Annotated in this window: 19 protein-coding genes and 1 tRNA gene; 10 read left to right on the top strand and 10 right to left on the bottom strand. The window is 65.1% G+C overall.

The window, feature by feature from the left end; genetic code table 11:
• Positions 1-47 precede the first annotated feature (47 nt).
• The 3 genes from ACLBKT_RS03845 to ACLBKT_RS03835 form a co-directional block, all read right to left on the bottom strand.
• Positions 48-950, bottom strand: a complete 903-nt coding sequence (locus ACLBKT_RS03845; protein ID WP_410181649.1) for a DMT family transporter — start codon at positions 948-950, stop codon at positions 48-50.
• Positions 950-3,040, bottom strand: coding sequence for an NAD(+) synthase (locus ACLBKT_RS03840; RefSeq protein WP_410181648.1), 2,091 nt, complete (start codon positions 3,038-3,040; stop codon positions 950-952). The genes ACLBKT_RS03845 and ACLBKT_RS03840 overlap by 1 nt, the downstream gene beginning before the upstream one ends.
• A 65-nt stretch (positions 3,041-3,105) precedes the next feature.
• The gene (locus tag ACLBKT_RS03835) at positions 3,106-4,125 is read right to left on the bottom strand and encodes a DNA topoisomerase IB (RefSeq protein WP_410181647.1); all 1,020 of its coding nucleotides are present in this window, start codon (positions 4,123-4,125) and stop codon (positions 3,106-3,108) included.
• Positions 4,126-4,241: 116 nt separating this feature from the next.
• On the opposite strand from ACLBKT_RS03835, the gene yghU reads away from it, so the two are divergent.
• From yghU to ACLBKT_RS03820, 3 genes are all read left to right on the top strand, one after another.
• Positions 4,242-5,117, top strand: coding sequence for a glutathione-dependent disulfide-bond oxidoreductase (yghU, locus tag ACLBKT_RS03830; protein ID WP_410181646.1), 876 nt, complete (start codon positions 4,242-4,244; stop codon positions 5,115-5,117).
• A gap of 87 nt (positions 5,118-5,204) precedes the next feature.
• A tRNA-Gln gene (locus tag ACLBKT_RS03825) sits at positions 5,205-5,279 on the top strand.
• Between the two features lie 173 nt (positions 5,280-5,452).
• A complete protein-coding gene (locus tag ACLBKT_RS03820; RefSeq protein WP_410181645.1) occupies positions 5,453-6,772 on the top strand; it encodes an MFS transporter in 1,320 nt (439 codons plus the stop codon).
• On the opposite strand, the gene ACLBKT_RS03815 is transcribed toward ACLBKT_RS03820, so the two are convergent.
• Complete coding sequence (locus ACLBKT_RS03815) at positions 6,769-7,140, bottom strand: tRNA-binding protein (protein WP_410181644.1); 372 nt, start codon at positions 7,138-7,140, stop codon at positions 6,769-6,771. The two genes, ACLBKT_RS03820 and ACLBKT_RS03815, sit on opposite strands and share 4 nt — an antisense overlap.
• A gap of 127 nt (positions 7,141-7,267) precedes the next feature.
• On the opposite strand from ACLBKT_RS03815, the gene ACLBKT_RS03810 reads away from it, so the two are divergent.
• Both ACLBKT_RS03810 and ACLBKT_RS03805 read left to right on the top strand, forming a co-directional pair.
• The gene (locus tag ACLBKT_RS03810) at positions 7,268-7,717 is read left to right on the top strand and encodes an MAPEG family protein (RefSeq protein WP_410181643.1); all 450 of its coding nucleotides are present in this window, start codon (positions 7,268-7,270) and stop codon (positions 7,715-7,717) included.
• Positions 7,718-7,728: 11 nt separating this feature from the next.
• Positions 7,729-8,157 carry an MAPEG family protein gene (locus tag ACLBKT_RS03805; protein WP_410181642.1) on the top strand — a complete coding sequence of 143 codons (429 nt, stop codon included), beginning with the start codon at positions 7,729-7,731 and terminating at the stop codon, positions 8,155-8,157.
• A gap of 57 nt (positions 8,158-8,214) precedes the next feature.
• Here ACLBKT_RS03805 and trxB read toward each other — a convergent pair whose 3' ends face one another.
• The 3 genes from trxB to ACLBKT_RS03790 form a co-directional block, all read right to left on the bottom strand.
• A complete protein-coding gene (gene trxB, locus ACLBKT_RS03800) occupies positions 8,215-9,186 on the bottom strand; it encodes a thioredoxin-disulfide reductase (RefSeq protein ID WP_410181641.1) in 972 nt (323 codons plus the stop codon).
• Between the two features lie 56 nt (positions 9,187-9,242).
• Entirely contained in the window at positions 9,243-10,058 is an 816-nt protein-coding gene (locus ACLBKT_RS03795; protein WP_410181640.1) for a tyrosine-protein phosphatase, read from the bottom strand.
• Positions 10,059-10,288: 230 nt separating this feature from the next.
• On the bottom strand, positions 10,289-11,935 hold the full coding sequence (locus ACLBKT_RS03790; protein WP_410183643.1) for an acyl-CoA dehydrogenase family protein: 1,647 nt from the start codon (positions 11,933-11,935) through the stop codon (positions 10,289-10,291).
• 405 nt (positions 11,936-12,340) lie between these two features.
• On the opposite strand from ACLBKT_RS03790, the gene ACLBKT_RS03785 reads away from it, so the two are divergent.
• Positions 12,341-15,664, top strand: a complete 3,324-nt coding sequence (locus tag ACLBKT_RS03785; RefSeq protein ID WP_410181639.1) for a TonB-dependent receptor domain-containing protein — start codon at positions 12,341-12,343, stop codon at positions 15,662-15,664.
• 62 nt (positions 15,665-15,726) lie between these two features.
• Here the strand turns inward: ACLBKT_RS03785 and ACLBKT_RS03780 are convergent, their stop codons facing one another.
• Positions 15,727-16,893 (bottom strand): acyl-CoA dehydrogenase family protein, encoded by a 1,167-nt coding sequence (locus tag ACLBKT_RS03780; RefSeq protein WP_410181638.1) that lies wholly within the window; start codon positions 16,891-16,893, stop codon positions 15,727-15,729.
• Between the two features lie 202 nt (positions 16,894-17,095).
• Between ACLBKT_RS03780 and ACLBKT_RS03775 the strand changes: the two genes are divergently transcribed.
• From ACLBKT_RS03775 to ACLBKT_RS03765, 3 genes are read left to right on the top strand one after another with little or no spacing between them, the layout of a single operon-like run.
• A complete protein-coding gene (locus ACLBKT_RS03775) occupies positions 17,096-17,500 on the top strand; it encodes an ArsR/SmtB family transcription factor (RefSeq protein ID WP_410181637.1) in 405 nt (134 codons plus the stop codon).
• Between the two features lie 14 nt (positions 17,501-17,514).
• Positions 17,515-18,180 (top strand): carbonic anhydrase, encoded by a 666-nt coding sequence (locus ACLBKT_RS03770; protein ID WP_410181636.1) that lies wholly within the window; start codon positions 17,515-17,517, stop codon positions 18,178-18,180.
• Between the two features lie 59 nt (positions 18,181-18,239).
• Positions 18,240-19,802, top strand: coding sequence for a SulP family inorganic anion transporter (locus ACLBKT_RS03765; protein WP_410181635.1), 1,563 nt, complete (start codon positions 18,240-18,242; stop codon positions 19,800-19,802).
• A gap of 27 nt (positions 19,803-19,829) precedes the next feature.
• On the opposite strand, the gene ACLBKT_RS03760 is transcribed toward ACLBKT_RS03765, so the two are convergent.
• Both ACLBKT_RS03760 and ACLBKT_RS03755 read right to left on the bottom strand, forming a co-directional pair.
• Positions 19,830-20,195: an ArsR/SmtB family transcription factor gene (locus tag ACLBKT_RS03760; protein WP_410181634.1), complete on the bottom strand. Its 366-nt coding sequence runs from the start codon at positions 20,193-20,195 to the stop codon at positions 19,830-19,832.
• Between the two features lie 19 nt (positions 20,196-20,214).
• The gene (locus ACLBKT_RS03755) at positions 20,215-21,372 is read right to left on the bottom strand and encodes a hypothetical protein (RefSeq protein ID WP_410181633.1); all 1,158 of its coding nucleotides are present in this window, start codon (positions 21,370-21,372) and stop codon (positions 20,215-20,217) included.
• Positions 21,373-21,570: 198 nt separating this feature from the next.
• Between ACLBKT_RS03755 and ACLBKT_RS03750 the strand changes: the two genes are divergently transcribed.
• Positions 21,571-23,550 carry an alkyl/aryl-sulfatase gene (locus ACLBKT_RS03750; RefSeq protein ID WP_410181632.1) on the top strand — a complete coding sequence of 660 codons (1,980 nt, stop codon included), beginning with the start codon at positions 21,571-21,573 and terminating at the stop codon, positions 23,548-23,550.
• Positions 23,551-23,677 lie beyond the last annotated feature (127 nt).

Genomic DNA, 23,677 nt, shown 5'->3' with positions numbered 1-23,677 from the left:
CCTGAACCGCACCGCCCCTACCCACCCGCGTTGCAGCGACCGTGGCCCTAGTCTCTCGGACGCGCCAGTTGCGGTTTGAACAGCGTGCGACTGGGCCTGATCACGATGATCGCCACGCCCACCAGCGCCATCCCGCCCCCGATGATCAGCGGCCAGCCGATGGTATCGCCCGTCAGCCATGTGCCGAAGGCGATCGTCAGCAGCGGGGTGAGCAGCGTCAACGGCACGATCAGGTTCGCGTCATGCGCCTGAAACAGCCGGAAATAGGCTGAATGCGCCCCGACCGAAACAATCACACCGGCAAACAGCACACATCCCGCCACCGCCAGTGGCGCGGCCTCGACCGCGGCGATCTGTCCGCGTTCCAGCAACAGCGTCGCAGGCAGCATGACGCAGAGCGAGGCCAGCCCCGCCCAGGCTTGCAGCGCAACCGCACCGATCTCGATCCGCTTGACGAAGACCGAGGCAAAGGCGCCGATGATCACCCCCGCAAAGGCGAACCCCAGCCCGACCGGATCGCTCGCCTCGGACGGCGCGCCGATGGCCAGGCCGACCCCTCCCAGCGCCAGCGCCATGCCGATCCCGCGCCGCCAGCGCACCTCCTCGCCGAGAAAGATGATCGCGAACAGCACCGTCAGCGGCGCGCCTGACAGGTTGACGATCCCGACCGCCGAGGGGCTCGCCGTCTGAAGTCCGACGAATTGCAGACCGAAGCTGCCCCCAGTGATCGCAAAGCCGATCAGCAAGACGAGTGGGAGGCGCGCCGGCCTTTGGCGAAGCAGCAGCGGGAACAGCACCAGCAGCACGGTCCCCGACCGCAGCACCGTGTAGAACAGCGGCGGCAGGCCCAGCGTGCTCACCGCGATCTTGCTGACGACGATATTGAGCGCCCAGGCAACATTGCAGAACAGCATGATGCCGAGCGCGGAGAGTGGCAGGCTTTTCGGCATCAGGGTGGCGTGCTGCCGAATACCTCGCGCACGACGTCTTCGGGCAGCATGTCACGCAGTTCCTCGCGCCACACGGTGGCGACCGCATCGGACGGCGCGCGCCAGTCTCCGCGCGGGCTCAAGGCACCCGCCGATGAGACCTTGGGCCCATTCGGCAGCGCGGACCGCTTGAACTGCGAGAAGCCGAAAAACCGCGCGCAGAATTTGTCCAGCCAATGCGCGATGGTGGCAAGGTCATAGGCATTCTTGCCATCGCTGGGGAAGCCCGCCGGCCACAACCCGCTGCCCGCATTCTTCCATGCGTGCCACGCCAGAAACGCGACCTTGGAGGGGCGCTGGCCGAAACGGATCACATGGTGGAGGAAGAAGTCGTTGAGCTCGTAGGGGCCGACCAGACTCTCGGTCGATTGCATCGCCCCGTCCGCGCCGGGCGGCACCAGCTCGGGGCTGATTTCCGTGCCGAGCACGTCGCTCAGCACCGCACCGCACGCATCGGTGAACTGACCGGTGCGGATCACCCAGCGGATCAGATACTGGATCAATGTCTTGGGCACGCCCGCATTGACGCCGTAATGGCTCATGTGGTCGCCCACGCCATAGGTGCACCAGCCCAGCGCCAATTCGCTGAGATCGCCGGTGCCGACCACGAAACCCCCATGCTGCCCGGCAAGGCGGAACAGGTAGTCGGTGCGCAGGCCCGCCTGCACATTCTCGAAGGTCACATCGTGCACCGGCTCGCCATTGGCAAAGGCGTGGCCGATATCTTCCAGCATCTTCGCAGCGGCGGGGCGGATGTCGATCTCGCCCGCCGTGATCTCCATCGCCTCCATCAGCCGGTGGGCATTGGTTCTGGTGCCATCCGAGGTGCCGAAGCCGGGCATGGTGTAGCCCCGGATCGCGGTGCGGGGCATCCCCAGCCGGTCGCACGCCTTGGCCGCCACGATCAGCGCATGCGTGCTGTCGAGCCCACCGGAAATGCCGATCACCAGGCTCTTGGCACCGGTGGATTCGATCCGCCGCATCAGCGCATCGACCTGAATGTTGAACGCCTCGTAGCAATCCTCGTCCAGCTTTTCGGGCCGGTCGGGCACGAAGGGGAAGCGCGCGACAGGGCGAACGAGGCCGATATCGCCCGCAGCAAAGGCATGTTCAAACACGATTCGGCGGTAGGAGTCCTCCGGCCGCCCGGCCCATTCCGCCGCATCGGCGAAGGTCTGGTTGCGCAGACGTTCAGCGGCGAGGCGCTCGGTGTCGATATCGACGATGGTGAGTTCGCCGCTGCGGTCGAAGCGCTCGCTTTGCGCCAGCAGGCTGCTCATTTCGTAGATGACGCCCTGCCCGTCCCAGGCGAGGTCGGTCGTGCTCTCACCATAACCGCTGGCCGAATAGACGTAAGCGGCGATGGCGCGCGCGGCCGAGGAGCGGCAATGCAGATGGCGATCATCCGCGCGCCCTATGGTGACGGGCGAGGCGGAGAGGTTGCACAGGATCAGCGCCCCTGCGAGCGCGACCTGCATCCCCGGCGGGACCGGCGCCCAGAAATCCTCGCAGATTTCGACGCCAAAGCGGAAGCCCGGCAGGTTCGCGGCGGCGAAGACCAGATCGGTGCCGAACGGCACTTCCTCGCCCGCGACCCCGATCCACAGATCGGTGCACCCGCGCCCGTGAGCGAACTGACGCTTTTCGTAGAACTCGCGGTAATTGGGCAGGAAGCTCTTGGGCACCACGCCCAGAATCTGGCCATGCGCGATCACCACGGCGCAATTGTAAAGCTTGTCCGCACGCTTCAGCGGTGCGCCCACGATCAGCACCGGATGCCAATCGGCGGAGGCTGCGACCACCTCGGCCAAAGCCTGCTCGACCCGCTCGATCAGCGCGTGCTGAAGCAGCAGATCGTCGATCGCATAGGACGACAGAGTCAACTCGGGAAACACCACCAGATCGACGTTCGCATCGTGCGCCTTCTGCGCTTCGGCCAGTACGCCTGCGGTGTTGTAGGCGACATCGGCCGTGCGGCTGCACGGCGTGGCCGTCGCCACCCGGACAAAGCCGTGTTCGTGCATGTCGAAAAAGGGGTGGGCTTCGCTCATCGCCTTGGCGTCTCCTGCTGGGGCGGCTGTAACGTGCCCATGCCCCGCTGCCTAGAGTCCAGCCCTCAACCCTGGTCGCCTGACAGAAAATCGCTGGCTGTCCCGCACTCCTCCAGAAAGGCAATCAGCCCGCGTTCCGTTCGGGTGAGCCATCTGGTCTTGCGCGGCAGCTGCAACCCCTTGCGCCAATCTTCCTGCCCCTCGATCCGGGCAATCACCGCCGGATGGACATAGGAACTGCGCGCGATCGCCGGCGTGTTGCCGAGCCGGTCGGCGACGTGTTCGAGCATTTCAGCCATCCGCACCTGCCCTTTGCCCGTCGCCAGCCGTTCGAAGGCGAGGCTGCTGGCGTGGAAGGTGCGGAAATGCTTGGCGCTGAAATCCTTGCCCATCGTTTCGCGCAGATAGGCGTTGACGTCAGCCGATGTGACCGGGCGCACTTGGTCATCATCATCCGGGTAGCGGAACAGATGATCATCGTCCGCCTCGCCCAGATCCTGCATCCGTTGCACCGCCCGCGCCAGCTGCGCGTCCGTCAGGGCAAGTTCATGCTCCTTCCCGCCCTTGCCGACGAATTCGAGCACGATCCGCCGCGCGCCAACCTCAGCGTGATCGGCGCGCAGCGTGGTCGCGCCATAGCTGTCATTGGTGCGGGCGTAGTGTTCGTTCCCGATGCGGATGGCCGACAGATCGAGCAACCGCACCACCGCCGCCAAGGCCCGTTCGCGGGTGACGCGCGGCTGTGACAGGTCGCTATCCACGCGCTTGCGCACCAATGGCAGAAGCTTGCCGAAGGCGGCGCAGGCATCGTATTTCGCACTTTCGCGGGCGCTGCGGAACTCGGGGTGATACCGGTACTGCTTGCGCCCCGCATCGTCATATCCGGTGGCAAGGATATGGCCATTGGCCGCCGGGCAGAACCACGCATCGCGGTAAGCGGGCGGCAGCGCCACAGCGTTGAGCCGGGCACGCTCGGCAGGATCGCGGATCAGGGCGCCCGCCGGATCGTAGTAGGCCCAGCCCTTGCCCACCCGCCGCCGGGTGATGCCGGGCAGATCATCGTCAACATAGACCAGCTTTTCCATAGGGAAGGAAATGCGGCCGCCGCTGGCAATGTTCCACCTTGCACAGCGCCTTTCCCCACGCCAGCTAGGCTTTCACGATAGCGCGCGCTGTTGCCGCGCCCAAAGGAGTGAGCCCCATGGCCGATGCCACCTATACCCCGCCTGCCGTCTGGAGCGCCGACACTGTCTCGGGCGGGCGCTTTGCCAACATCAATCGCCCCACCGCCGGTGCCCGCGAGGAAAAGGCGCTGCCGGTCGGCGCCAATCCCTTTCAGCTCTATTCGCTCGCCACGCCCAACGGGGTGAAGGCGACGATCATGTTCGAGGAACTGATCGAAGCCGGACACACCGGCGCCGAGTATGATGCCTGGACGATCAACATCGGCGAAGGCGAACAGTTCACCAGCGGCTTCGTCGGCGTGAACCCTAATTCCAAGATCCCCGCCCTGCTCGACCAGCGCAATCCTGCCGCGCCGTTCCGCATCTTCGAAAGCGGCGCGATCCTTGTTCACCTCGCCGAGACCTTCGGGATGTTCCTCCCCACCGATCCTGCGGCCCGCGCCGAAGTGCTGAGCTGGGTGTTCTGGCAGGTCGCCAGCGGCCCGTTCATGGGCGGCGGATTCGGCCATTTCTACGCCTATGCCCCCGAGAAATACGAATATCCGATCAACCGCTATGCGATGGAAACCAAGCGGATCTTCGACGTCGCCGACAAGCGGCTGGCGGAAAGCCGCTTCCTCGCGGGCGACGAATATACGCTCGCAGACATCGCCAATTTCCCTTGGCTCGCGCCCTTTGTGGCCGGGCAGATCTACAATGACGCCAAGACCTTCCTCAGCATCGACGAATACACAAACGTCGCGCGCTGGGTCGCCGAGATCGGTGCCCGTCCCGGCGTGCAGCGCGGGCGGATCGTCAACAAGGTGTGGGGCGATGAGGACACGCAGCTGCGCGAACGCCACTCGCCCGCCGACTTTGCCGGCAAGCGACTGGTAACCAGCGCCCCGCAATAAGACGCAGGCGGGGGGCGGAGGCGCAAAATTCTGCGCCTCCGCCCCCTTCCCATATGCATTTCAGCCGCTATAGAGCGCGGCTCTTGCTGGGGCGTAGCCAAGCGGTAAGGCAGCGGTTTTTGGTACCGCCATGCGAAGGTTCGAATCCTTCCGCCCCAGCCAGAACAGCAACAGGTTGTCGCGATAGGCCGCCTGCCCCACCCCAACCCTCGGAAATCAGAGCGAATCGTGCGGTCAGGACCGCCCCGCCGCGCGTTTGTCGCTGATCAAGCCTTGGGGCGCATCAGTCCGACACCCCTCGCCCATTGCGCTTCCCCGTGCCACATCCCCCCAGCATGTCGCATTCTCGCGCCTTTCATCTGATTCTCGCCAACAACCTCGTGCAGAACCTCGTCAATTTCACGGTGTGGTTCGCGCTGGTGTTCTGGGCGTTTCTCGAGACCCGTTCGGTGTTTGTCACCGGGATGATCGGCGGCATCTATCTGGTGCTGGGTGCGGTGCTGGCGCCGTGGTTCGGCAGTCTGGTCGATCACCACGCCAAGCGGACGGTGATGCTGGCATCGAGCGTCGCGTCTTTCGCGCTCTATGCCCTTGCCCTCGGCGTGGTGCTGATCGCCCCACCCGCCGCACTGTCGCAAGTGGATCGTGCGCCCTTGTGGATCTTCACCGGCATCGCGATGCTCGGGGTGATTGCGGGCAACCTCAGGATGATCGCGCTGCCGACGCTGGTCACGGCGCTGATCCCGCCGGATGGCCGCGACAAGGCCAATGGGCTGGTCGGCATGGTATCGGGCCTCGGCTTCCTGATCACCTCGGCGATCAGCGGCTTTCTGGTGGCGTGGGACGGGATGCGCGGTACGCTGGCGCTGGCGTTGGCGGCGACCGTGATCGCCTTCGGTCACATGCTGACGGTCCGACTGGCGGAGCCCCGCGCCGAGACGGCCGAGGATGACGCGCCGCGCCGGGTCGATCTGTCGGGCACGCTCGCCGTGATCCGCGCGGTGCCGGGGCTGGGTGCGCTGATCCTGTTCGCCTGCTTCAACAACCTCCTGGGCGGCGTGTTCATGGCACTGATGGACGCCTATGGCCTGTCGCTGATGAGCGTCGAGGCGTGGGGGCTGCTCTGGGCTGGGGCGTCCTCCGCCTTCATCGTCAGCGGGTTGATCATCGCCAAGGCCGGACTTGGCCCCAATCCGCTGCGCACGCTGATGCTGGTCAATCTGGTCGTGTGGCTGGTGGCAGCGCTGTTCTCGGTCCAATCCTCGATCCTGTTGCTCGGGATCGGCTGCGTGCTGTGGCTCGCGCTCAGTCCTTTTGCCGAGGCTGCCGAGCAGACCGCGCTGCAACAGGTCGTCCCGTTCGAGCGGCAGGGCCGGGTGTTCGGCTTTGCGCAGGCGGTGGAGAATTCCGCCGCGCCGCTGATGGCGGTGCTGATCGGGCCGGTGACGCAATACCTCGCGATCCCCTTCATGACCGACGGCGCGGGCGCTGCCGCAGTGGGACATTGGTACGGCACCGGGCCGGAACGCGGGATGGCGCTGGTCTTCACCCTGACAGGGATGGCAGGCATGGCGCTGACGCTGGCAGCGATGGCCTCGGGATCGTACCGCGCGCTGTCCGCCGCGGTGCGGGAGGCCTCGGCGCGCCCTGTCTAGAACAACCGCGCGCCGAGCGGCACTTCGGTGTCCGGCGCAAACAGCACCACATTGCCCGCCGTGTCGGGAAAGCCCAAAGTCAGCACCTCGGACATGAACTTGCCGATCTGGCGCGGCGGGAAATTGACCACCGCGGCGACCATCCGCCCCTCCAGCATCTCCGGTGTATAGAGCCCGCACACTTGCGCCGAGGATCGCTTGACCCCCACGCCGGGGCCAAAGTCGATCGTCAGCTTGAAGGCCGGTTTGCGTGCCTCGGGAAAGGGGTCAACCTTGGTGATCCGGCCGACGCGGATATCGACCTTGAGGAAGTCGTCGAAGGCGATGGGCGCTTCAGTCGGAGAGGCGGGATCGTGAACCATGTGCATGGCCGCAAAGCTAGCGCAGCGGCGCGCGGTCTGTCCAATGCCTCGGGGTGATCGGTTGCATTTGACAATCAAACACCGCTCTCGCAGGTTGCGCGACAGAGAGAGGTTCTCGCAGGGGATCGAAGTCATGCAAGCGCAAATACTCGCGCCCGCCGCCGTGCTGGTGGTGTGGTCGCTCATCATGCTGTTCTGGATGGCGGGCGTGCGCCTGCCCGCCCTGAAGAAGGCCGGGATCGATCTGGGCGCGCGGCCCGGCGGACGCGGGCAGGATCTCGAAGGCGCGGTCGAGCCGCGGATCAACTGGCCCGCGCATAATTATTCGCACCTGATGGAGCAGCCGACCGTATTCTATCCGACGGTGGTGATCCTGGCGATCATGGGCGCGGGCGCTATCGATGTGACGCTGGCGTGGGTCTATGTTGTGCTGCGGATCGTTCATTCGATCTGGCAGGCGACAGTGAACAAGGTGCCGGTGCGCTTCCTGCTGTTCCTCGTCTCAAGCCTCGCGCTGCTGACGCTGGCGGTCCGGGCAGCAATGGCAACGCTGTTCGCCGATCCTTCCGCCCTGCCCGTTTAAGGAGAGACACAATGATCGGTATGGATATTCTCGCGCCTGTCGTCGTGCTGCTTGCGTGGACGATGGTGATGTGGGTGTGGATGTATGCCACCCGCATCCCGGCGATGCTGAAAGCGGGGATCGACGCCAAGGGGATGGTCGGCTCGACGGGCGCCAGCCTGCGGGCGCAGCTTCCGGATAATGTCAGCTGGAAAGCCGACAATTACAATCATTTGCACGAAGCGCCCACGCTGTTTTATGCGGTAGCGATCGTGCTCGCGATCATCGGACAGGGGGACGGTCTCAACACCACGCTGGCCTGGGCCTATGTCGTGCTGCGGATCGCACACTCGCTAGTGCAGGCGACCGTCAACCGGGTCGCCGTGCGGTTCGCGCTGTTCGCGCTGTCGTCACTGGCGCTGATGGCGCTGATCCTGCACGCAGCGATCGCGGTGTTCTGATCTTGTTGCCTACCCCTAGCCCCTCCCGCTTGCGGGAGGGGCTAGGGTGGGAAAACCCTACTCCGCCGCCACCGCCTCTTGCACCGCATGGGCGCGGGCGGCGAGAAAGCGCTCGCCATCCAGCGCGGCCATGCAGCCCATGCCTGCGGCGGTGACTGCCTGGCGATAGATATGGTCGGTCACGTCGCCCGCTGCAAAGACGCCGGGGATCACGGTCTTGGGCGTGCCGGGTTCGGTCAGCAGATAGCCGCTCTCGTCCATCGGCAGCTTGCCCACAAACAGCGAGGTCGCCGGCGCGTGGCCGATGGCGACGAAGGCACCGTCGACCTCGAGCGTCGAGGCTTCGCCTGTGACCGTGTCGGTCAGCGCAAGGTGGTGGAGCATTCCGTTCTCCCCCGCTTCAAAGCTGTCGACCGCCTTGTTCCACAGCACGGTGATCTTGGGATTGGCGAACAGCCGCTCCTGCAGGATCTTCTCGGCCCGCAGACTATCGCGGCGGTGGATCAGGGTCACGTTGTCGGAGTGATTGGTGAGGTACAGCGCCTCTTCCACGGCAGTATTTCCGCCGCCGATCACCGCGACGCGCTTGCCGCGGTAGAAGAACCCGTCACAGGTCGCGCAGGCGCTGACGCCCTTGCCGCCCAGTTCCATCTCGCCCGGAACACCCAGCCACTTGGCCTGCGCGCCGGTGCAGATCACCACGCAATCAGCGATGTATTCGTCCCCGCTGTCACCCACCGCGCGGAAGGGCGAGCCATGCTCGAGATCGACCGAGACGATGGTGTCCCAGATCATCCGCGTGCCGACGTGTTCAGCCTGCGCGCGCATTTCCTCCATCAGCCACGGGCCCTGCACCACATCGCGGAAACCGGGGTAATTCTCGACATCGGTGGTGATGGTCAGCTGCCCACCGGGCTGGAGGCCCTGCACGACGATCGGCTCGAGCATCGCGCGGGCGGCGTAGATCGCGGCGGAATAGCCTGCCGGGCCGGAGCCGATGATGAGCATCTTGGTGGTGTGGGTCGCCATGACGGGTGCCTCTGCTGGATGTCAGGGGAGCGATATGGGGATTTCAGATGCGATTGTCACGCCACCAGCTTGGCACGCAGGCGCTGTTTTCTTGCCTCGTCCACACCTAATCTTGTCGCCAGATAGGCATCCAGCGATCCGTAATCCCGTGTCACCTCTGCGATGTAAGTATCGATATATTCGGGCAAAACTCCCATCAGATTGTGCAGCGCCTCGGGCTCGATTGCGCCGTACTGCGCTGCCATCCGGGGAAGCGACTGGCGCTCCAGAATCTCGCGGGTGGGCGCATCATTGGTCAGCAGAAATTCGCTCACGATATCATCGTGATGCACGCCCAGCACATGGAGCAGCAGGCTCGCGGCGATGCCGGTGCGGTCTTTCCCGGCGAAACAATGGACGAGGCTGCCACCGTCATTTTCATCCAAGGCATTGAAATAGCGCGTGAACATGGAGATCATCGCCGGATTGACCGGCATCCGCGTATAGACCGCCAGCATCCGTTCGCGCGCCTTTTGCGGGGTCATCACCACCGGCCCGCCTCCACCTTCATGGGGAGGGGAATTGCTGGTTTCTCCATCATGTGCAATCACTTGCGCGGCAAAGTTCGGATGGCGTCTGCACGGAAAGCTGTCCCGCTCACTCACCCCGCGCAGGTCGATCACGGTGCGGATGTCGAGCGTGTGGAGCAGCGCCAGGTCATCGTCGCTCGCTTCCATGTGCTGGCCCGAGCGGAACAGCACGCCGCTGCGCACCCGTCCTCCGCCGGGAATGGCATAGCCGCCATAATCCCTAATATTATGAATACCTTGCGTGACAAAGAAGGGGCCGATGCGGGCGCTGTTGGGTGCCGCTTGCAGAGAATCGCTGGTCATCCCTGGCGACAGTGGCAGTGCCGAACAAACGGGGCAAGACGGCGACAAGACCTGCCTAAGACCGGACAACCACTGCGTTACCGCCCGCTGACGGCGCGTCCCCGGTCGCATTGCGAGGGATGGCCAGCGAAGCCCGGCCGAACTGCCTCGCCGTGACACGGCCTTTCCCCACAGCCGAACTCACAGACCCCCTCACCAAGCCGCGAAGTCGCTGCCCGGCATCACGCGCCTCACGCCGCAGCCGCCTGCCTTTGTCCCGCCAGCAAGCCGCGCCCGATCACTTGCGCCTGAATCTCGGCTGCGCCTTCGAAGATATTGAGAATCCGCGCATCACACAGCACCCGGCTGATCGGGTATTCGAGCGCATAGCCATTGCCGCCATGGATCTGCACCGCATTATCCGCCGCGCTCCACGCCGTCCGCGCGCCGAGCAGCTTGGCCATCCCGGCTTCGATATCGCAGCGCGCGCCCGAATCCTTGGCGCGGGCGGCGGCATAGGTCAGCTCGCGCGCCATGACGATTTCCGCCACCATCAGCGCCAGTTTGTCGGCCACGCGGGGGAAGGCGGTGAGCGCCTGTCCGAATTGCTTGCGCCCCTGGGCGTAATCCAGCGCCAGATCGAACGCGTTCCACGCGACGCCAATCGCGCGGGCGGCGGTCTGGATGCGGGCGCCTTCGAAGGTGCGCATCAGCTGCTTGAAGCCCTGCCCCTCGACCCCGCCGAGCAAGCCGTCTGCCGCCACCACAAAGCCATCCAGCCCGAGCGCATATTCCTTCATGCCCCGGTAGCCGAGCACGGCGATCTCGCTCCCCTCAATCCCCGCATCGGGGAAAGGCGTGCTGTCAGTGCCGCGCTTCTTCTCGGCGAGCAGCATCGACAGTCCGGCATAGCCCGGCACGGCGGGATCGGTGCGCACCAGCATGGTCATCAGATCGGCGCGCGCGGCGTGGGTGATCCAGGTCTTCGCGCCCGTCACTCGCCAGCTGCCATCGCTCTGGCGCTCGCCGCGCGTGCGCACCGCAGCGAGGTCGCTCCCGGTATCGGGTTCGGTGAACACGGCGGTCGGCAGGCAGGAGCCATCGGCAATACGGGGAAGATATTGAGCCTTCTGCGCGGGCGTCCCGTTCTCTGCGATCAGCTCGCCTGCGATTTCCGAACGCGTGCCGAGGCTCCCGGCGCAGATCCACCCGCGCGACAATTCTTCCGAGACCACCGCCATCGCCAGCTTGCCCAGCCCCAGCCCGCCATGCGCTTCGGGGATGCAGACCCCGAACACGCCGAGCGCGGCCATCTCGGCAATCACCGCATCGGGGATCAAGGCGTCAGCCAGATGCCATTGGTGTGCGTGGGGCGTGATCGCGTCGGCGGTGAAGGCGCGCAGCTGGTCCCGGACCTGATCGAGCGCGTCGTCGCCCAAGGCTTCATCAGGCCGCACCCCGTCAGCCAGCAGCGTGGCCAAGGCAGCGCGGGTTTGGGCGCAATTGCCCTCAGCCAACAGGCGCGCGGTGGCCGGATGCGCGGCGAAGGCGCGGGCTTCCGCCTCGGTGCCGAAGGCTGACGGGCGCACCACTTCATGCGCGCTCATCGGCAAGCCGAATGCGATTTGAGCGAGGTATTCGCCAAAGCCGATCCGCACCACCAGTTCCTCGGCCGCACCGAACCGCCCCGCAGCCTCGGCCCGCACCGCCCAGTCGAGGGTGGCTTCCAGCGCCGCGATGCTCGCCGCGATCCAGGCAAACCCGTGGACCCGGTGCTGCTCACGCGCCAGCGACGCCGGATCGACCACGCCGCCGGGCGCAACCACAGCCGCGACCGCCTCCCGCACAGATTCCGAATATTCACGCGCTGCTATCAGGGAAGCGCGCGCCATTGCCATCCATTCGCTCATGTGGGCGGTGCTAGCAGAGCAGGCACCCCCACGCGAACCCGCAAAATTGCACCAGAATCTCACCTATGTTGCTGATGGGTGACAGGTTACGCCACGAATGCCGCTGTCGCCCGGATATACGTAGAATGACCACTTACCACCGAAAGCCCCAACCGTAATACCGGACGGGACGACGCCGGGGGCGCTGGCGCGCGTCGCAACGCAATTGGGGCAGGCAGGCAAAGGGCAACAACGCCCGGCCACCGACCTCGCGCAGGAAGGACCGTACAGAGCACGCTCGACGGGGGATCAACCCTCGCACCGGGACGGCGCTTCTGACGACGACGGCACGGCACTGCAATGCCACGCAGCATCGCAGGCCTTGTCCCGGTCACACCTACGCGAGGACATATCATGCGTATCACGAAGCTCTCTCTCCATTCGTCGTCGCTTCCCGCCATCGCTGCCGCCCTGCTGGTCGCCGGGCTTGCTCCGTCCCAGGCTCATGCGCAGGACAGCGTGGCAGAGGAAGACCCAGCCGCCGCTCCCGCCGAACAGATCGTCGTCACCGGCTCGCGCATTTCAGTGAGCGCGGCGACCGAATCCACCAGCCCGATCACGGTGATCGACGCTGAAAGCATCGCGCTCAGCGGGCAGGCCGACCTCGCCACCCAGCTGCGCAACATCCCCGCGCTGCAAGGCTCGCTGCCCGGCACCGACTCGGTCAACCAAGTCGCTGCGGGCGACAGTTCGGACCTTGGTCTCAGCCTGCTCAACCTGCGCCAGCTCGGATCGGTTCGCACGCTGGTGCTTGAAGATGGACGCCGCCACGTGCCGGGCACCGGCGGATCGGCTGCGGTCGATATCGGCGCGATCCCGCAGGGTCGGATCAAGAGCGTTGAAGTGCTGACCGGCGGCGCGTCGTCGGTCTACGGCGCCGACGCGGTCAGCGGCGTTGTCAACTTCACGCTGCGCTCAGGCCGTGATTTCGACGGTCTGGAATACAACGTTCAGGGCGGCATCTCCGATCAGGGCGATGCCGAGAATTACAGCGTCAGCCTCGCCGGCGGCGGTGAGTTCATGGACGGGCGCGGCAGCGCGGTGTTCTCGGTCGATTACAGCAAGCAGAAGTCGCTGAAAGCCACCGACCGCGACTTTGCCGGGACCGGCTTGTTCGGTCTGGGCTTTGCCAATGAGGCGATCTTCGATCTGCTCGGCCTGACCGATGCCGATTTCGGCCTGCCTGCGGGCGAGCGTCCCAGCCAGGCCTTCTACCCCAACGTCACGCTGCCGGTGTCGAGCCGGTTCGGGATCATCGCGATCGACAATGGCTTCGCGAGCGCTTTTGACGCAGTCAATCTGATCAATCCAAATGGCTCGGTGCCCTTCCTTCCCGGCACCAACATCCCGGTCGCGCAGGTGTTCGACGGAACGGCCTTGCGCGCCTTCAATTCCGGCACCTTCGTCGACGCCTTCAGCGCGTCGGGCGGTGATGGGATCGGCGCGAACGTCAATGAGCTGATCCTGCCGGAACTGGAGCAGCTGGTCTTCTCCGCCGGCGCGGATTTCGAAATCACGCCGGGGATCGAGGCCTTTTTCGAGGGCAAATACGCCTTCACCAATGGCGTCGATGCCACCGGCACGCCGTTCAATGATGACATTCCGATCCGGCTCGACAACCCCTTCATCCCGGCCGGACTGCGCGCTCAGGTTACTCAGCTTCAAGGCCTGGGCCAAACCCCGGTGATCGCGGTTTCGCGCGACATTCAGGACATCGACGTTCTGCCGCAGGAAGAAACCGAGCGTTCGACGCTGCGCTTCGTGGCGGGTCTGCGCGGCGAGTTCGAGAAGCTCGGGTGGAAGTGGGAACTGTCCTACAATTATGGCCGGACCGAAGTGGAGTCGGTGTTCAGCAACACCCGTCTGGATGACCGCTATTTCTACGCGATTGATGCGATTGCACTGAACGCTGGCAACCTTGCCGGCTTCCGGGCCAACAACCGCACCGTCTCAGCCATCCGTGGTGGTCAGAGTATTCAGATCAATCCCGGCACGGCGCAGGCAGGCGACATCATCTGCCGCAGCGAGCTTGATGGCACCGCGCCGGGCGTCTCGCCCTTCCCGCGTCCGCCACGCAACCCCGATGGCACGGGCCGGGCGATCAGCTTCACCCCGCGCACCGGGGTCTGTGCACCGATCAACATCTTCGGCCCGGATGCAATCAATGGTGCCGGGGCGGACTTCGCCTTTGTCGACATCACCAACTCGACCATTCTGACCCAGCAGCAGATCCTCGGCTCGCTGGCCGGTGACACGGCGGAGTTCTTCGAGCTGCCGGGCGGTGCCATCGGCTTTGCGGCGGGCTTCGAATATCGCAAGGACACCTCGCTGTTCACCCCCTCGCCGCTCCAGAACTCTCCGGGGATCACCAGCGGCGTCGTGTCGAGCGGCGCGCCCGTCAATCCCTCGCCCGATCCGCGCTTCCAGGACCCTGCGATCGAAGTCTACGAAGGCTTCGGCGAAGTGCGCGTGCCGCTGCTGGCCGACATGACCTTCGTCGACCTGCTTGAATTCAACGGCGCGATCCGCTTCTCCGATTACAACACCATCGGCAAGACCACCGCATGGACGGTCGGCGGGCGGTACAAGCCCCATGAAACGCTGGCCTTCCGCGGCACATACTCCGTCGCGGTCCGCGCGCCCAACCTGGCCGAATTGTTCGGCCCGGTCCGCTCGGCCACCATTGGCCTGCTGGCCGATCCCTGCGCCGCGGCAAACGTCAACTCGGGCAGCTCGTTCCGTCCGGCCAACTGCCTCGAATTCGTGCCGGCTGGGTTCAACCCCGCCAACTTCGCCTCGGCGTTCCGTCCGGGCACCACGGGGGGCAATCCCAATCTGCAAGAGGAAGAGGCCGAAACCTTCACCACCGGTCTGGTGTGGCAGCCGACCGGGATGCTGAGCGGGCTGAGCCTGATCGTCGATTACTACGACATCAAGATCACCGGCGCGGTGGGCTCGCTGACCGGCGTGCAGATCGCGGCGGCCTGCGTCGACCTGCCGAGCACGGACAACCAGTTCTGCGACGCGATCACCCGCAACCCCACAACCGGGGTGATCGACAACTTCACCGCCGGTAACGTGAACCTCGGCTCGCTCGCGGTGCGAGGGATCGACTTTGCCGCCAACTACAAGTTCGATGTGCCGTTCGGGGCCGACTACGGCACGATCGACCTGTCGCTCACCGGCACGCACTTCCTTGAGGACACGCAGATCTTCAGCGCGACCCCGGGGACGCCCGACCCTGACCCGCTCGTGGCCGAGCAGGACAAGATCTCGCAGGCGATCGACAACGACAACCTGGGCGAGTTCGGCAATCCCGAATGGATCGCCAACCTCGGCATCACCTGGAACATGGACGCGTTCACGCTCGGCTGGACCGGGCGGTTCGAAAGCAGCCAGCTTTCGCCCGGTATCACCAATATTCAGGTGGTCGATGTCGCGATCGAAGGTGGCAAGGTGGTCGTCAAGGATGACAACACCCTCGTGCCGCTGTCCCAGCGCGACACCGGCGACTCGCTGGTGAGCGACTTCTTCGCCAGCTACGACTTCTCCGAGAAGTTCAGCCTGTATGGCGGGATCAACAACGCCTTCGACCGTGAACCTTACCTCGGCAGCCTCGTGCGGCCGATCGGGGTGCGCGGACGCTTTTTCTACCTCGGCGTGCGCGGATCGTTCTGACGCGCGGGACGAGTGGCACAGAGACGGGCGGGACAGTTCACGCTGTCCCGCCCGTTTTCGTGTCAGTCATAGGTGCCCAGCAATCCGCGCGCGACCACCCAGTTGTGGATCTCGCTCGGGCCGTCGTAGATGCGCATGGTGCGCAGCTTGTTGCTCATCAGGTAAAGCGGCAATTCGCGGGTCATGCCCATCCCGCCATAGAGCTGCATGGCGTGATCGACGATTTCGTAAGCGCTCTCGATGCAGAAGCTCTTGATCATCGAGATTTCGCTGCGGGTGTCGCGGCCCTCGTCGATCTTCCACGCGCAGTCATAGGTCATCAGCCGCATCGCGTGGATCTTGGTCGCGGCGTCGGCGATCCAGTTCTGCACCGTCTGGCGCGACGACAGCGGCTTGCCGAAGGTGGTGCGCTGGGGCGCATAGTCGATCATCATGTCGAGCGCGCGCTGCGCCATGCCGATTGACCAGGATGCCATCTCGATCCGCCGTGTGCCCAGCCGCACCTGCATCGGCGCAAAACCCTGCCCGCGCTGGCCGAGCAGCTTCCACCCCGGCACCCGGCAATCGTCGAGCGCGATTTCATAGGTCGACGTGCCGTCGATCATCGGGATCTTGCGCAGCACGTTGAAGCCGGGGGTGCCCTTGTCGACGAGGAAGGCCGACATGCCGTTGCGGCCATTGGGGTTCTTGTCGGTGACCGCCATCAGGATGGTGAAATGGGCCTCAGCCCCCTTGGTGATCCAGATCTTTCGGCCATTGATGACCCAGTCGTCCCCATCCTGCACCGCGGTGGTGATCATCCGCTGCGGATCGGCCCCGGCGCCGGGTTCCGAAATGCCGATGGCGCTGATCGTCTCGCCGCGCACATAGGGTTCGAGATAGGCTTCGCGCTGACGCTCATCTGCGGCGACCATCAGCATTCTGAGGTTGGGCGAATCGGGCGGGAGGTAATAGGGCACCACTGTCTTGCCGAGCTCCTCGCTCACGCCGACCATGGCCACCATCGGCAGGTTCATGCCGCCCACTTCCTCCGGCGCATCGAGGCCCCACAGGCCCAGCTCGCGGCTGACCGCGTCGACCTTCGCGGTCTCCTCGGCGGTCAGATAGGTGCCCTGCCCGATGTTTTCGCGAGCGATCACCGCCTGTTCGAACGGCATCAGCTGATCGCGCACGAACTTGCCGACCAGATCCTTCAGCATGGCGTGTTCGTGACTGAGCTCGAAATTCATTACCTCTGTCCCTGTGTATTGGGGTGTCTGCTGCGCCCCTGACACCACACAATACGCACCCTGTCATCCGCAGGATTGAGAGGGGGCGGCGATTTTTCCACGCGGCCCCGGCATCGCGCCGCGCATCCCGGCGTCAGCACGACTGGACAGTGGCCCGTGCAGGCACGCTTGACGCACTATACAAAGTCACATAACTGCATAGGTGCAAGTCTGCGAAAATTTGCAGGCTTTGGAGGTGACCATGCCCAGTCGACTGATCGTGTCGCGTGAGCTTGCGGATCTGTTGAAATTGCTCGCCCATGCGGATCGTCTTCGCCTGATTGAAGAGCTGCGCCTTGGCGAAAAGGACGTGACCAGCCTTGCCATAGCTCTTCAGCTACCGGCCACGCGCGTCTCCCAGCACCTTGCCTTGCTGCGCGCGCACCGCCTGGTCGAAGAGCGGCGCGACGGACGCTCGCACTTCTACCGCCTCGCGCACGCGCATCTGGCCGACTGGATTCTCGACGCGCTTCCCTTCGTCGACATTCGCAAGCGCCTGGAAGAGGCCGACCATATCGACACCGCCCTCGCCCTGTGGGGCGTGCAAGACCCCAATTCGACACACTGAAAAGGATATCCCCGATGCCCCATTTCGCCCAAGGCGTGGTCAAGTTCCAGCGCGAGGTGTTCCCGGAAAAGGAAGAGCTGTTCGAAAAGCTCAGCACCGGTCAGAGCCCGGAAGCGCTGTTCATAACCTGCTCGGACAGCCGGATCGAAACGGCGATGCTGACCCAGACCGATCCGGGCGAGCTGTTCATCTGTCGCAACGCCGGCAACATCGTGCCGCCGCACACCAACCAGACCGGCGGGATGACAGCCTCGATCGAATTCGCCATCGGTGCGCTCAAGATCCCGCATATCGTGATCTGCGGTCATACCGAATGCGGGGCGATGAAAGGGGCGATGAACCGCGCCGGTCTCACCACACTCCCCCACGTGCGCGAATGGCTGGGCTATTCGCAGGGCGCGGTCGACATCGTTGAAGCGCTGGGCGCAGGGCTGGATGCCGAGGGCAAGATGCGGATGCTGCTCGAACAGAACGTCATCCTGCAATTGCAGCATTTGAAGACCCACCCCGTGGTCGCCGTGGCGCTCGCGCAGAAGGCGGTCCAGCTGCACGGCTGGGTCTATGACATCAAGACCGGCGAAGTTTCGGCCTATGACGATGCGACCGGGACCTGGGTTTCGGTCGAGGAGCGCTATGCCGCCGACATCGCCGAAACCGTCATCGGCAAGCACGCCTGCTGATCGGGCACCGCTGCCCACCCTGCCCCCTTCCTCCACCTCTCGCTTCGGACGCCCCTGCCATGAACGCTGCTACCGCTGACCGCTTAACCTCTGCCGTGGTCGGGCGCGATTTTCTCGCCTCGATCGTGGTGTTTCTGGTGGCCCTGCCGCTGTGCATGGGCATCGCGATTGCCTCCGGGGCGCCGCCTGCGCTCGGCCTGATCACCGGAATTGTCGGCGGCCTGGTGGTGGGCAGCCTCGCCGGATCGCCCTTGCAGGTGAGCGGCCCGGCCGCCGGTATGGCGGTGCTCGTCTATCAGCTGGTGCAGGAACACGGGCTGATCATGCTTGGGGTCGTCGGCCTGATTGCGGGCGCGCTGCAATTGCTCGCCGGGGTGTTCAAGCTGGGCCAGTGGTTCCGCGCGATTTCGCCGTCGGTGATTCATGGGATGCTGGCGGGGATCGGGGTGCTGATCTTCGCCTCGCAGCTTCACGTGATGCTCGACGATGCCCCGCGCGCGAACGGATTGCTCAACATCGCGGCGATTCCTGAAGCGATCATCAAGGTCTTCCCGGTCGACGGCTCGGTGCACCACCTCGCTGCGATGGCCGGGATCGTGACCATCGCCACGATCATCTTGTGGAACCAGTTCAAGCCCAAGGCGCTGGCGCTGATCCCCGGGCCATTGCTCGGCGTGATCGTCGGCACCGCTTTCGCCATGGCGTTTGCGCTGCCGATCACGCTTGTGAACCTCCCCGCCACACTGGTGAGCGGCCTCAACATCCCCACCACCGAAGCGCTGGCCGGGTTCACCAATCCCGACATTCTTACCCTCGGCCTGGTCTTCGCCTTTGTCGCCAGTGCGGAAACGCTGCTCTGCGCCACGGCGGTCGACAAGATGCACATCGGCGCCCGCACCGATTACGACAAGGAATTGCGCGCCCAGGGCATCGGCAACATGATCTGCGGCGGGTTTGGCGCGCTGCCGATGACCGGCGTGATCGTGCGCTCGGCGGCCAATGTCGAAGCGGGGGCGACCACCCGTATCTCGGCGATCCTGCATGGCGGCTGGCTGCTGCTGGCCGTGGTGGCCTTCCCCTTCGTGCTCAACGAAATCCCGACGTCGGTGCTGGCCGCGATCCTTGTCTACACCGGCTACAAGCTCGTAAACGTCGCCCAGATCCGCAAGATTGCCGAATTCGGGCGGCAGGAATTGGTGATCTACTTCGCCACCCTGATCGGCGTTGTCACGATCGACCTGCTGACCGGCGTGATCCTCGGCTTTGCCCTGGCGACGGCGAAGCTGGTCTACACCTTCTCGCACCTCGACATCCGGCGCGAACATGATGCGGAGACCAACCGGATCGATCTGTGGATGACAGGGTCGGCGACGTTCTTCTCGATCCCGCAACTGGGCCAGGCGCTCGAAAGCTCACCCTTCGGGTCAGAGGTCCACATCCATGTCGAAAAGCTCGACTATATCGACCACGCCTGCCTTGAAATGCTCTCGTCGTGGGAGAAGCTGCACCAGAGCACCGGCGGATCGCTGGTGGTCGAATGGAGCGAGCTGGTGGAGCGCTATGGCCGCCGGTCGGACGAGAAGACCGAAATCCCCGGCCTGATGATCCGCCCCGCTGCCTGACCGGCAGCCGGGAGCCGGCGGCGGGCGTCAGATCACGGTTTCGGCCGCTTCCGCCCGCCACAACATCTTCGCCTGTTCGATATCGACGGCGCTCGCCCGGCTGAGACGGTGGGCAACATAGTCGATGCCATCGATCAGCCACAGCGCCAGATCGGGCTGGGCCAGACGGTAGACCCGCTGCTGGCCGCGGGTTTCGGTCTCCACCAGCGCGATCGCGCGCAGCACGCCCAAGTGCTGCGAAACGCGGGTCGGCGAAATTTCCAGCAGATCCCCCAAGTCGTTCACCGTCTGGTCGCCCGCTTGTAGCTTCAGCAACAGCCGGATGCGATCAGGGTGTGAAATCTGCCGCAGGACATGCGCCAATTCGTTTGCAACAATCTTGCGGCTCGGCATGTCGGAAACCTTTCATATCCTATGAAATTGCGCCGTTTGAAACGACAACGCGCAATGACGGTAAATGGCCCCCGGAATTTGCAATTTCTGCATTTTTCAACGCGCGCCACGGCATTTGCGGGCGTTTGCTGACGGGGCCCTCGCGGCAAAGCATGGCAAGAAAGGCGTCATCCGCCACCGCTGTGACATAGGGCGCATCCGTGCCGCGGCCCGTGCTCGTCACCCCACTATCGCGCAGCCGCGCCCAGGCATCGTGCAGCCGCCATGCGGCGCGGCCCATGCCAGCCTCGTGCAAGGTCAAGGCCAGAGCATGGATCAACGCCGGGGCATCGAGCGGCAGACGGCTCATCCCTTCTCCCGGCGTTTCGGTAGTGACCAGTTGCAGACTGCGTCCGAACCACAGCATCGGCCAGGCGCGGCGCACACCGCTGGTCTCGGCGAGGACGGTGAACACGGTGCTGCGCAGATCGGGCATCGCGATGATGGCATCCCACAGCACCGCGCCGGACATCAGCGGCATCAATGCGTCTTCAATGGTAAGGATATCGAGTTCCAGCCCGTCGCGCGTCAGCCCCTTGCCGGCCGCCAGCAGGTGCCGGGCCACGCTATTGCGTTGGCGCGCATGGCAGATGATCGCGACCCGCTCACGCCCTTCGGCGCGCGCGGCGCGGATCATTGTCCGCAGCACGGCGGCGCGCGGCGTGGGGACGTCGCCCGCCGCTTCCGCGAGGCAGGTAGAAGGGTGCGGGGAGATCAGCACGATATCCGTGCCGCCGCGCGCAGGGGGAGCGCCGCGGGCGTGATCGATCAGGTAGCTGACGACATATTGCGCTTGGGGCAAACCGGTCAGGCCGCCGTGCTGGAAGGCCGAGGGGCTCCAGCCGATCCATGGCGCGAAGATCGGTGCAGGGTCTGCCAGCTGGCTCGCATTTGCCGCCCAATCGGCCATCCGGGCCAAGCGCCCAGAGGGACGGGCAGGCGTGAGGAACTCCGTCTCGACCCCGAGCCATGCGAGCAGCTGCGCCACGCCTTCGCGCCAAGGATCGGGCGCGGGATCGGCAGGTTGGGCGAGCTGGAACCGCGATGACACCAGTGACAGAGCAGGCCCGCCAAGCACGCGCGCGGTGGCCGGTACGGGGGCCTCGAAGCTGTCGGCGATCGGGCTGCTCTGGTCCATTGTGCGGATCCTTTGCCTGTGCGGGGGAGAGTGCGTGTCTGTTAGCCGCCACCCGCCAATCGGAAAAATTCAATCTTTCTTCGCAAACGTTCTAAAATATGAATGATTGAAGATTGGCGTCCGCCCATCACGCGCGCGGCTTGAAACCTTGGCCCTGCGGGGGCATCACAAGCGCGGGAGAAGAGGGGACACATGATCATGACCATCGCTGGATTGCGGGCAGGCGCGGCATTCGCGCTGCTGGGGGCGCTGCCGTGCGCGTCGATGCTGGCCGCGCAGGAGCCTCCGTCGCCGCCTACCGCGAGCGAGTCGACCCGCGCCGCGCAGGCCAAGGTTGCGGCCAATCTGCCCGCCGAAGGCACGCGCGACAGCGCGTTTTCGACCCGCGGCTTCCTTGCCACCCGCAGCGATCCGGTGATCGTCAATGCGGCGGGCAAGCCGGTCTGGAACCTTGCCGCCTATGCCTTTGTCACCGGCCCTGCCCCGGACACGGTCAACCCCAGCCTGTGGCGGCACATGACCCATCTGAAGCATCACGGGCTCTATCAGGTGGCGGCGGGCGTATGGCAGGTGCGCGGCTTCGATGTGTCAAACATGACGATCATTCGCGGGGCCACGGGCTGGATCGTGATCGACCCGCTGACCAGTGTCGAAGCGGCGCAGGCGGCGATGGAGCTGGTCAATGCGACGCTGGGCCAGCGGCCGGTCAGCGCCATGATCTATTCGCACAGCCACGGCGACCACTTCGGCGGGGCGCGCGGGGTGGTCGATCCGGCGGACGTGGCGGCGGGCCGCGTGCCGGTGATCGCACCTGAGGGCTTCATGGAGGAAGCGACGTCCGAAAACGTCATGGCCGGGCCCGCGATGATGCGCCGCGCCGCCTTCCAGTTCGGCACCGGACTCGCGCCAGGTGCGACCGGGCAGATGGGCAGCGGCATCGGCATGGGTCTCTCGGCCGGCACGCTTTCGCTGATCGCGCCGACAGACACCGTCGCTGCGACCGGCGACCGGCGGGTAGTGGACGGCGTCGCGCTTGAATTCCAGATTGTCTCAGGGACCGAAGCACCGTCCGAATTCAACATCTTCATCGCGCCCGAAAAAACCTTCCTCGCCGCCGAGATTGCGACCTGTTCCTTCCACAACATCCTCACTCCGCGCGGGGCGAAGGTGCGCGATGCGCGCGCCTGGGCGCATTACCTGGACGAGGCGGCGACCCGCTATGCTCCGCAGAGCGAGGCCGTGATTTCGAGCCATTGCTGGCCGATCTTCGGGCGCGAGGCGGGGACAGCGTGGCTTTCCGCCCAGCGCGACAATTACCGCTGGATCCACGATCAGACCGTGCGCCGCATGAACCGCGGCGAGACCATGCATGAAATCGCCGAAGGGCTGGAGAAAGCCGTCCCGCCCGGGCTGGCGGCGGAATGGTCGACCCACGGCTATTACGGCACGGTCAGCCACAACGCCAAGGCGATCTACCAGTTCTATCTGGGCTGGTATGATGCGGTGCCCGCCAATCTCCATGCCCACCCCCCGGTCGAACGCGCCACACGGCTGATCGCGGCACTAGGCGGTGCGGATCGCACGCTGGCGTTGGCGCAGAACGCGATGGCGGAGGGCGATTATCGCTGGGCCTCCGATCTTCTGCAGAACCTCGTCTTTGCCGCACCGGACAATGCGGCCGCCAAGGCGATGCTGGCGCAGAGCTATCAGCAGCAGGGCTTTCAGGCCGAGAGCGCGATCTGGCGCAACCAGTTCCTTTCCGCCGCGTCCGATCTCACGCGGGGTCGCCCATCGATGAACGCGGCGCAAAGCAACGACATGATCGCCGCGATTTCGACGCAGGAATTGCTCGATTCTGCCGCCACTCTGTTCGCGCCCGAGCGTCCGGGACGGCGCGGGTTCACGGTCGCGATTGATCTGACCGATCGCAAGGAGGCCGCGATGCTTGAGGTCGGCGAGCAGGCGATCATCGGCCGCGTGGGGGCGCTGCCCGCCAAGGCCGACGTCACCTTGCGCGGGCCGCGCCGCGCGTTGCTGGCGCTGCTGTTCGTGCGGATGCCGGTGAGCGCGGTGGCGGGGATGGACGGCGTGAGGATCGAGGGCGATCAGGCGGCGTTGCAGGCGCTGGTCGATGCGCTCGACCCGATGCCCCATGGCTTCGATATCGTCACGCCGTAAAATTCCGGCATCCCCGCGCGAAGGATCAGGCCCATTCAGGCGTTGATCAGGGGTAGCATGGCCAGTGGCCGTGCCGCCCCATTTCGCAGAGCGAGGAAGCCCAGCCATGCGCGTGACCGCCGCCAGC

The organism is Erythrobacter sp. W302b (assembly GCF_046452395.1).
In the GTDB taxonomy this organism is placed as follows: Bacteria; Pseudomonadota; Alphaproteobacteria; order Sphingomonadales; family Sphingomonadaceae; genus Erythrobacter.
The sequence above is the reverse complement of the archived record's forward strand: the minus strand, read 5'-3'. Positions and strand labels throughout refer to the sequence as shown.

Excerpts from the sequence above, each read along its gene's own strand:
- ACLBKT_RS03845 (WP_410181649.1), bottom strand. The coding sequence starts at position 950 with ATGCCGAAAAGCCTGCCACTCTCCGCGCTCGGCATCATGCTGTTCTGC.
- trxB (WP_410181641.1), bottom strand. The coding sequence starts at position 9,186 with ATGGCGACCCACACCACCAAGATGCTCATCATCGGCTCCGGCCCGGCA.
- ACLBKT_RS03750 (WP_410181632.1), top strand. The coding sequence starts at position 21,571 with ATGACCATCGCTGGATTGCGGGCAGGCGCGGCATTCGCGCTGCTGGGG.
- ACLBKT_RS03835 (WP_410181647.1), bottom strand. The coding sequence starts at position 4,125 with ATGGAAAAGCTGGTCTATGTTGACGATGATCTGCCCGGCATCACCCGG.
- ACLBKT_RS03790 (WP_410183643.1), bottom strand. The coding sequence starts at position 11,935 with ATGGCAATGGCGCGCGCTTCCCTGATAGCAGCGCGTGAATATTCGGAA.
- ACLBKT_RS03765 (WP_410181635.1), top strand. The coding sequence starts at position 18,240 with ATGAACGCTGCTACCGCTGACCGCTTAACCTCTGCCGTGGTCGGGCGC.
- ACLBKT_RS03810 (WP_410181643.1), top strand. The coding sequence starts at position 7,268 with ATGCAAGCGCAAATACTCGCGCCCGCCGCCGTGCTGGTGGTGTGGTCG.
- ACLBKT_RS03755 (WP_410181633.1), bottom strand. The coding sequence starts at position 21,372 with ATGGACCAGAGCAGCCCGATCGCCGACAGCTTCGAGGCCCCCGTACCG.
- ACLBKT_RS03760 (WP_410181634.1), bottom strand. The coding sequence starts at position 20,195 with ATGCCGAGCCGCAAGATTGTTGCAAACGAATTGGCGCATGTCCTGCGG.
- ACLBKT_RS03770 (WP_410181636.1), top strand. The coding sequence starts at position 17,515 with ATGCCCCATTTCGCCCAAGGCGTGGTCAAGTTCCAGCGCGAGGTGTTC.
- ACLBKT_RS03795 (WP_410181640.1), bottom strand. The coding sequence starts at position 10,058 with ATGACCAGCGATTCTCTGCAAGCGGCACCCAACAGCGCCCGCATCGGC.
- ACLBKT_RS03840 (WP_410181648.1), bottom strand. The coding sequence starts at position 3,040 with ATGAGCGAAGCCCACCCCTTTTTCGACATGCACGAACACGGCTTTGTC.
- ACLBKT_RS03815 (WP_410181644.1), bottom strand. The coding sequence starts at position 7,140 with ATGCACATGGTTCACGATCCCGCCTCTCCGACTGAAGCGCCCATCGCC.
- ACLBKT_RS03780 (WP_410181638.1), bottom strand. The coding sequence starts at position 16,893 with ATGAATTTCGAGCTCAGTCACGAACACGCCATGCTGAAGGATCTGGTC.
- ACLBKT_RS03820 (WP_410181645.1), top strand. The coding sequence starts at position 5,453 with ATGTCGCATTCTCGCGCCTTTCATCTGATTCTCGCCAACAACCTCGTG.
- ACLBKT_RS03785 (WP_410181639.1), top strand. The coding sequence starts at position 12,341 with ATGCGTATCACGAAGCTCTCTCTCCATTCGTCGTCGCTTCCCGCCATC.
- ACLBKT_RS03805 (WP_410181642.1), top strand. The coding sequence starts at position 7,729 with ATGATCGGTATGGATATTCTCGCGCCTGTCGTCGTGCTGCTTGCGTGG.
- yghU (WP_410181646.1), top strand. The coding sequence starts at position 4,242 with ATGGCCGATGCCACCTATACCCCGCCTGCCGTCTGGAGCGCCGACACT.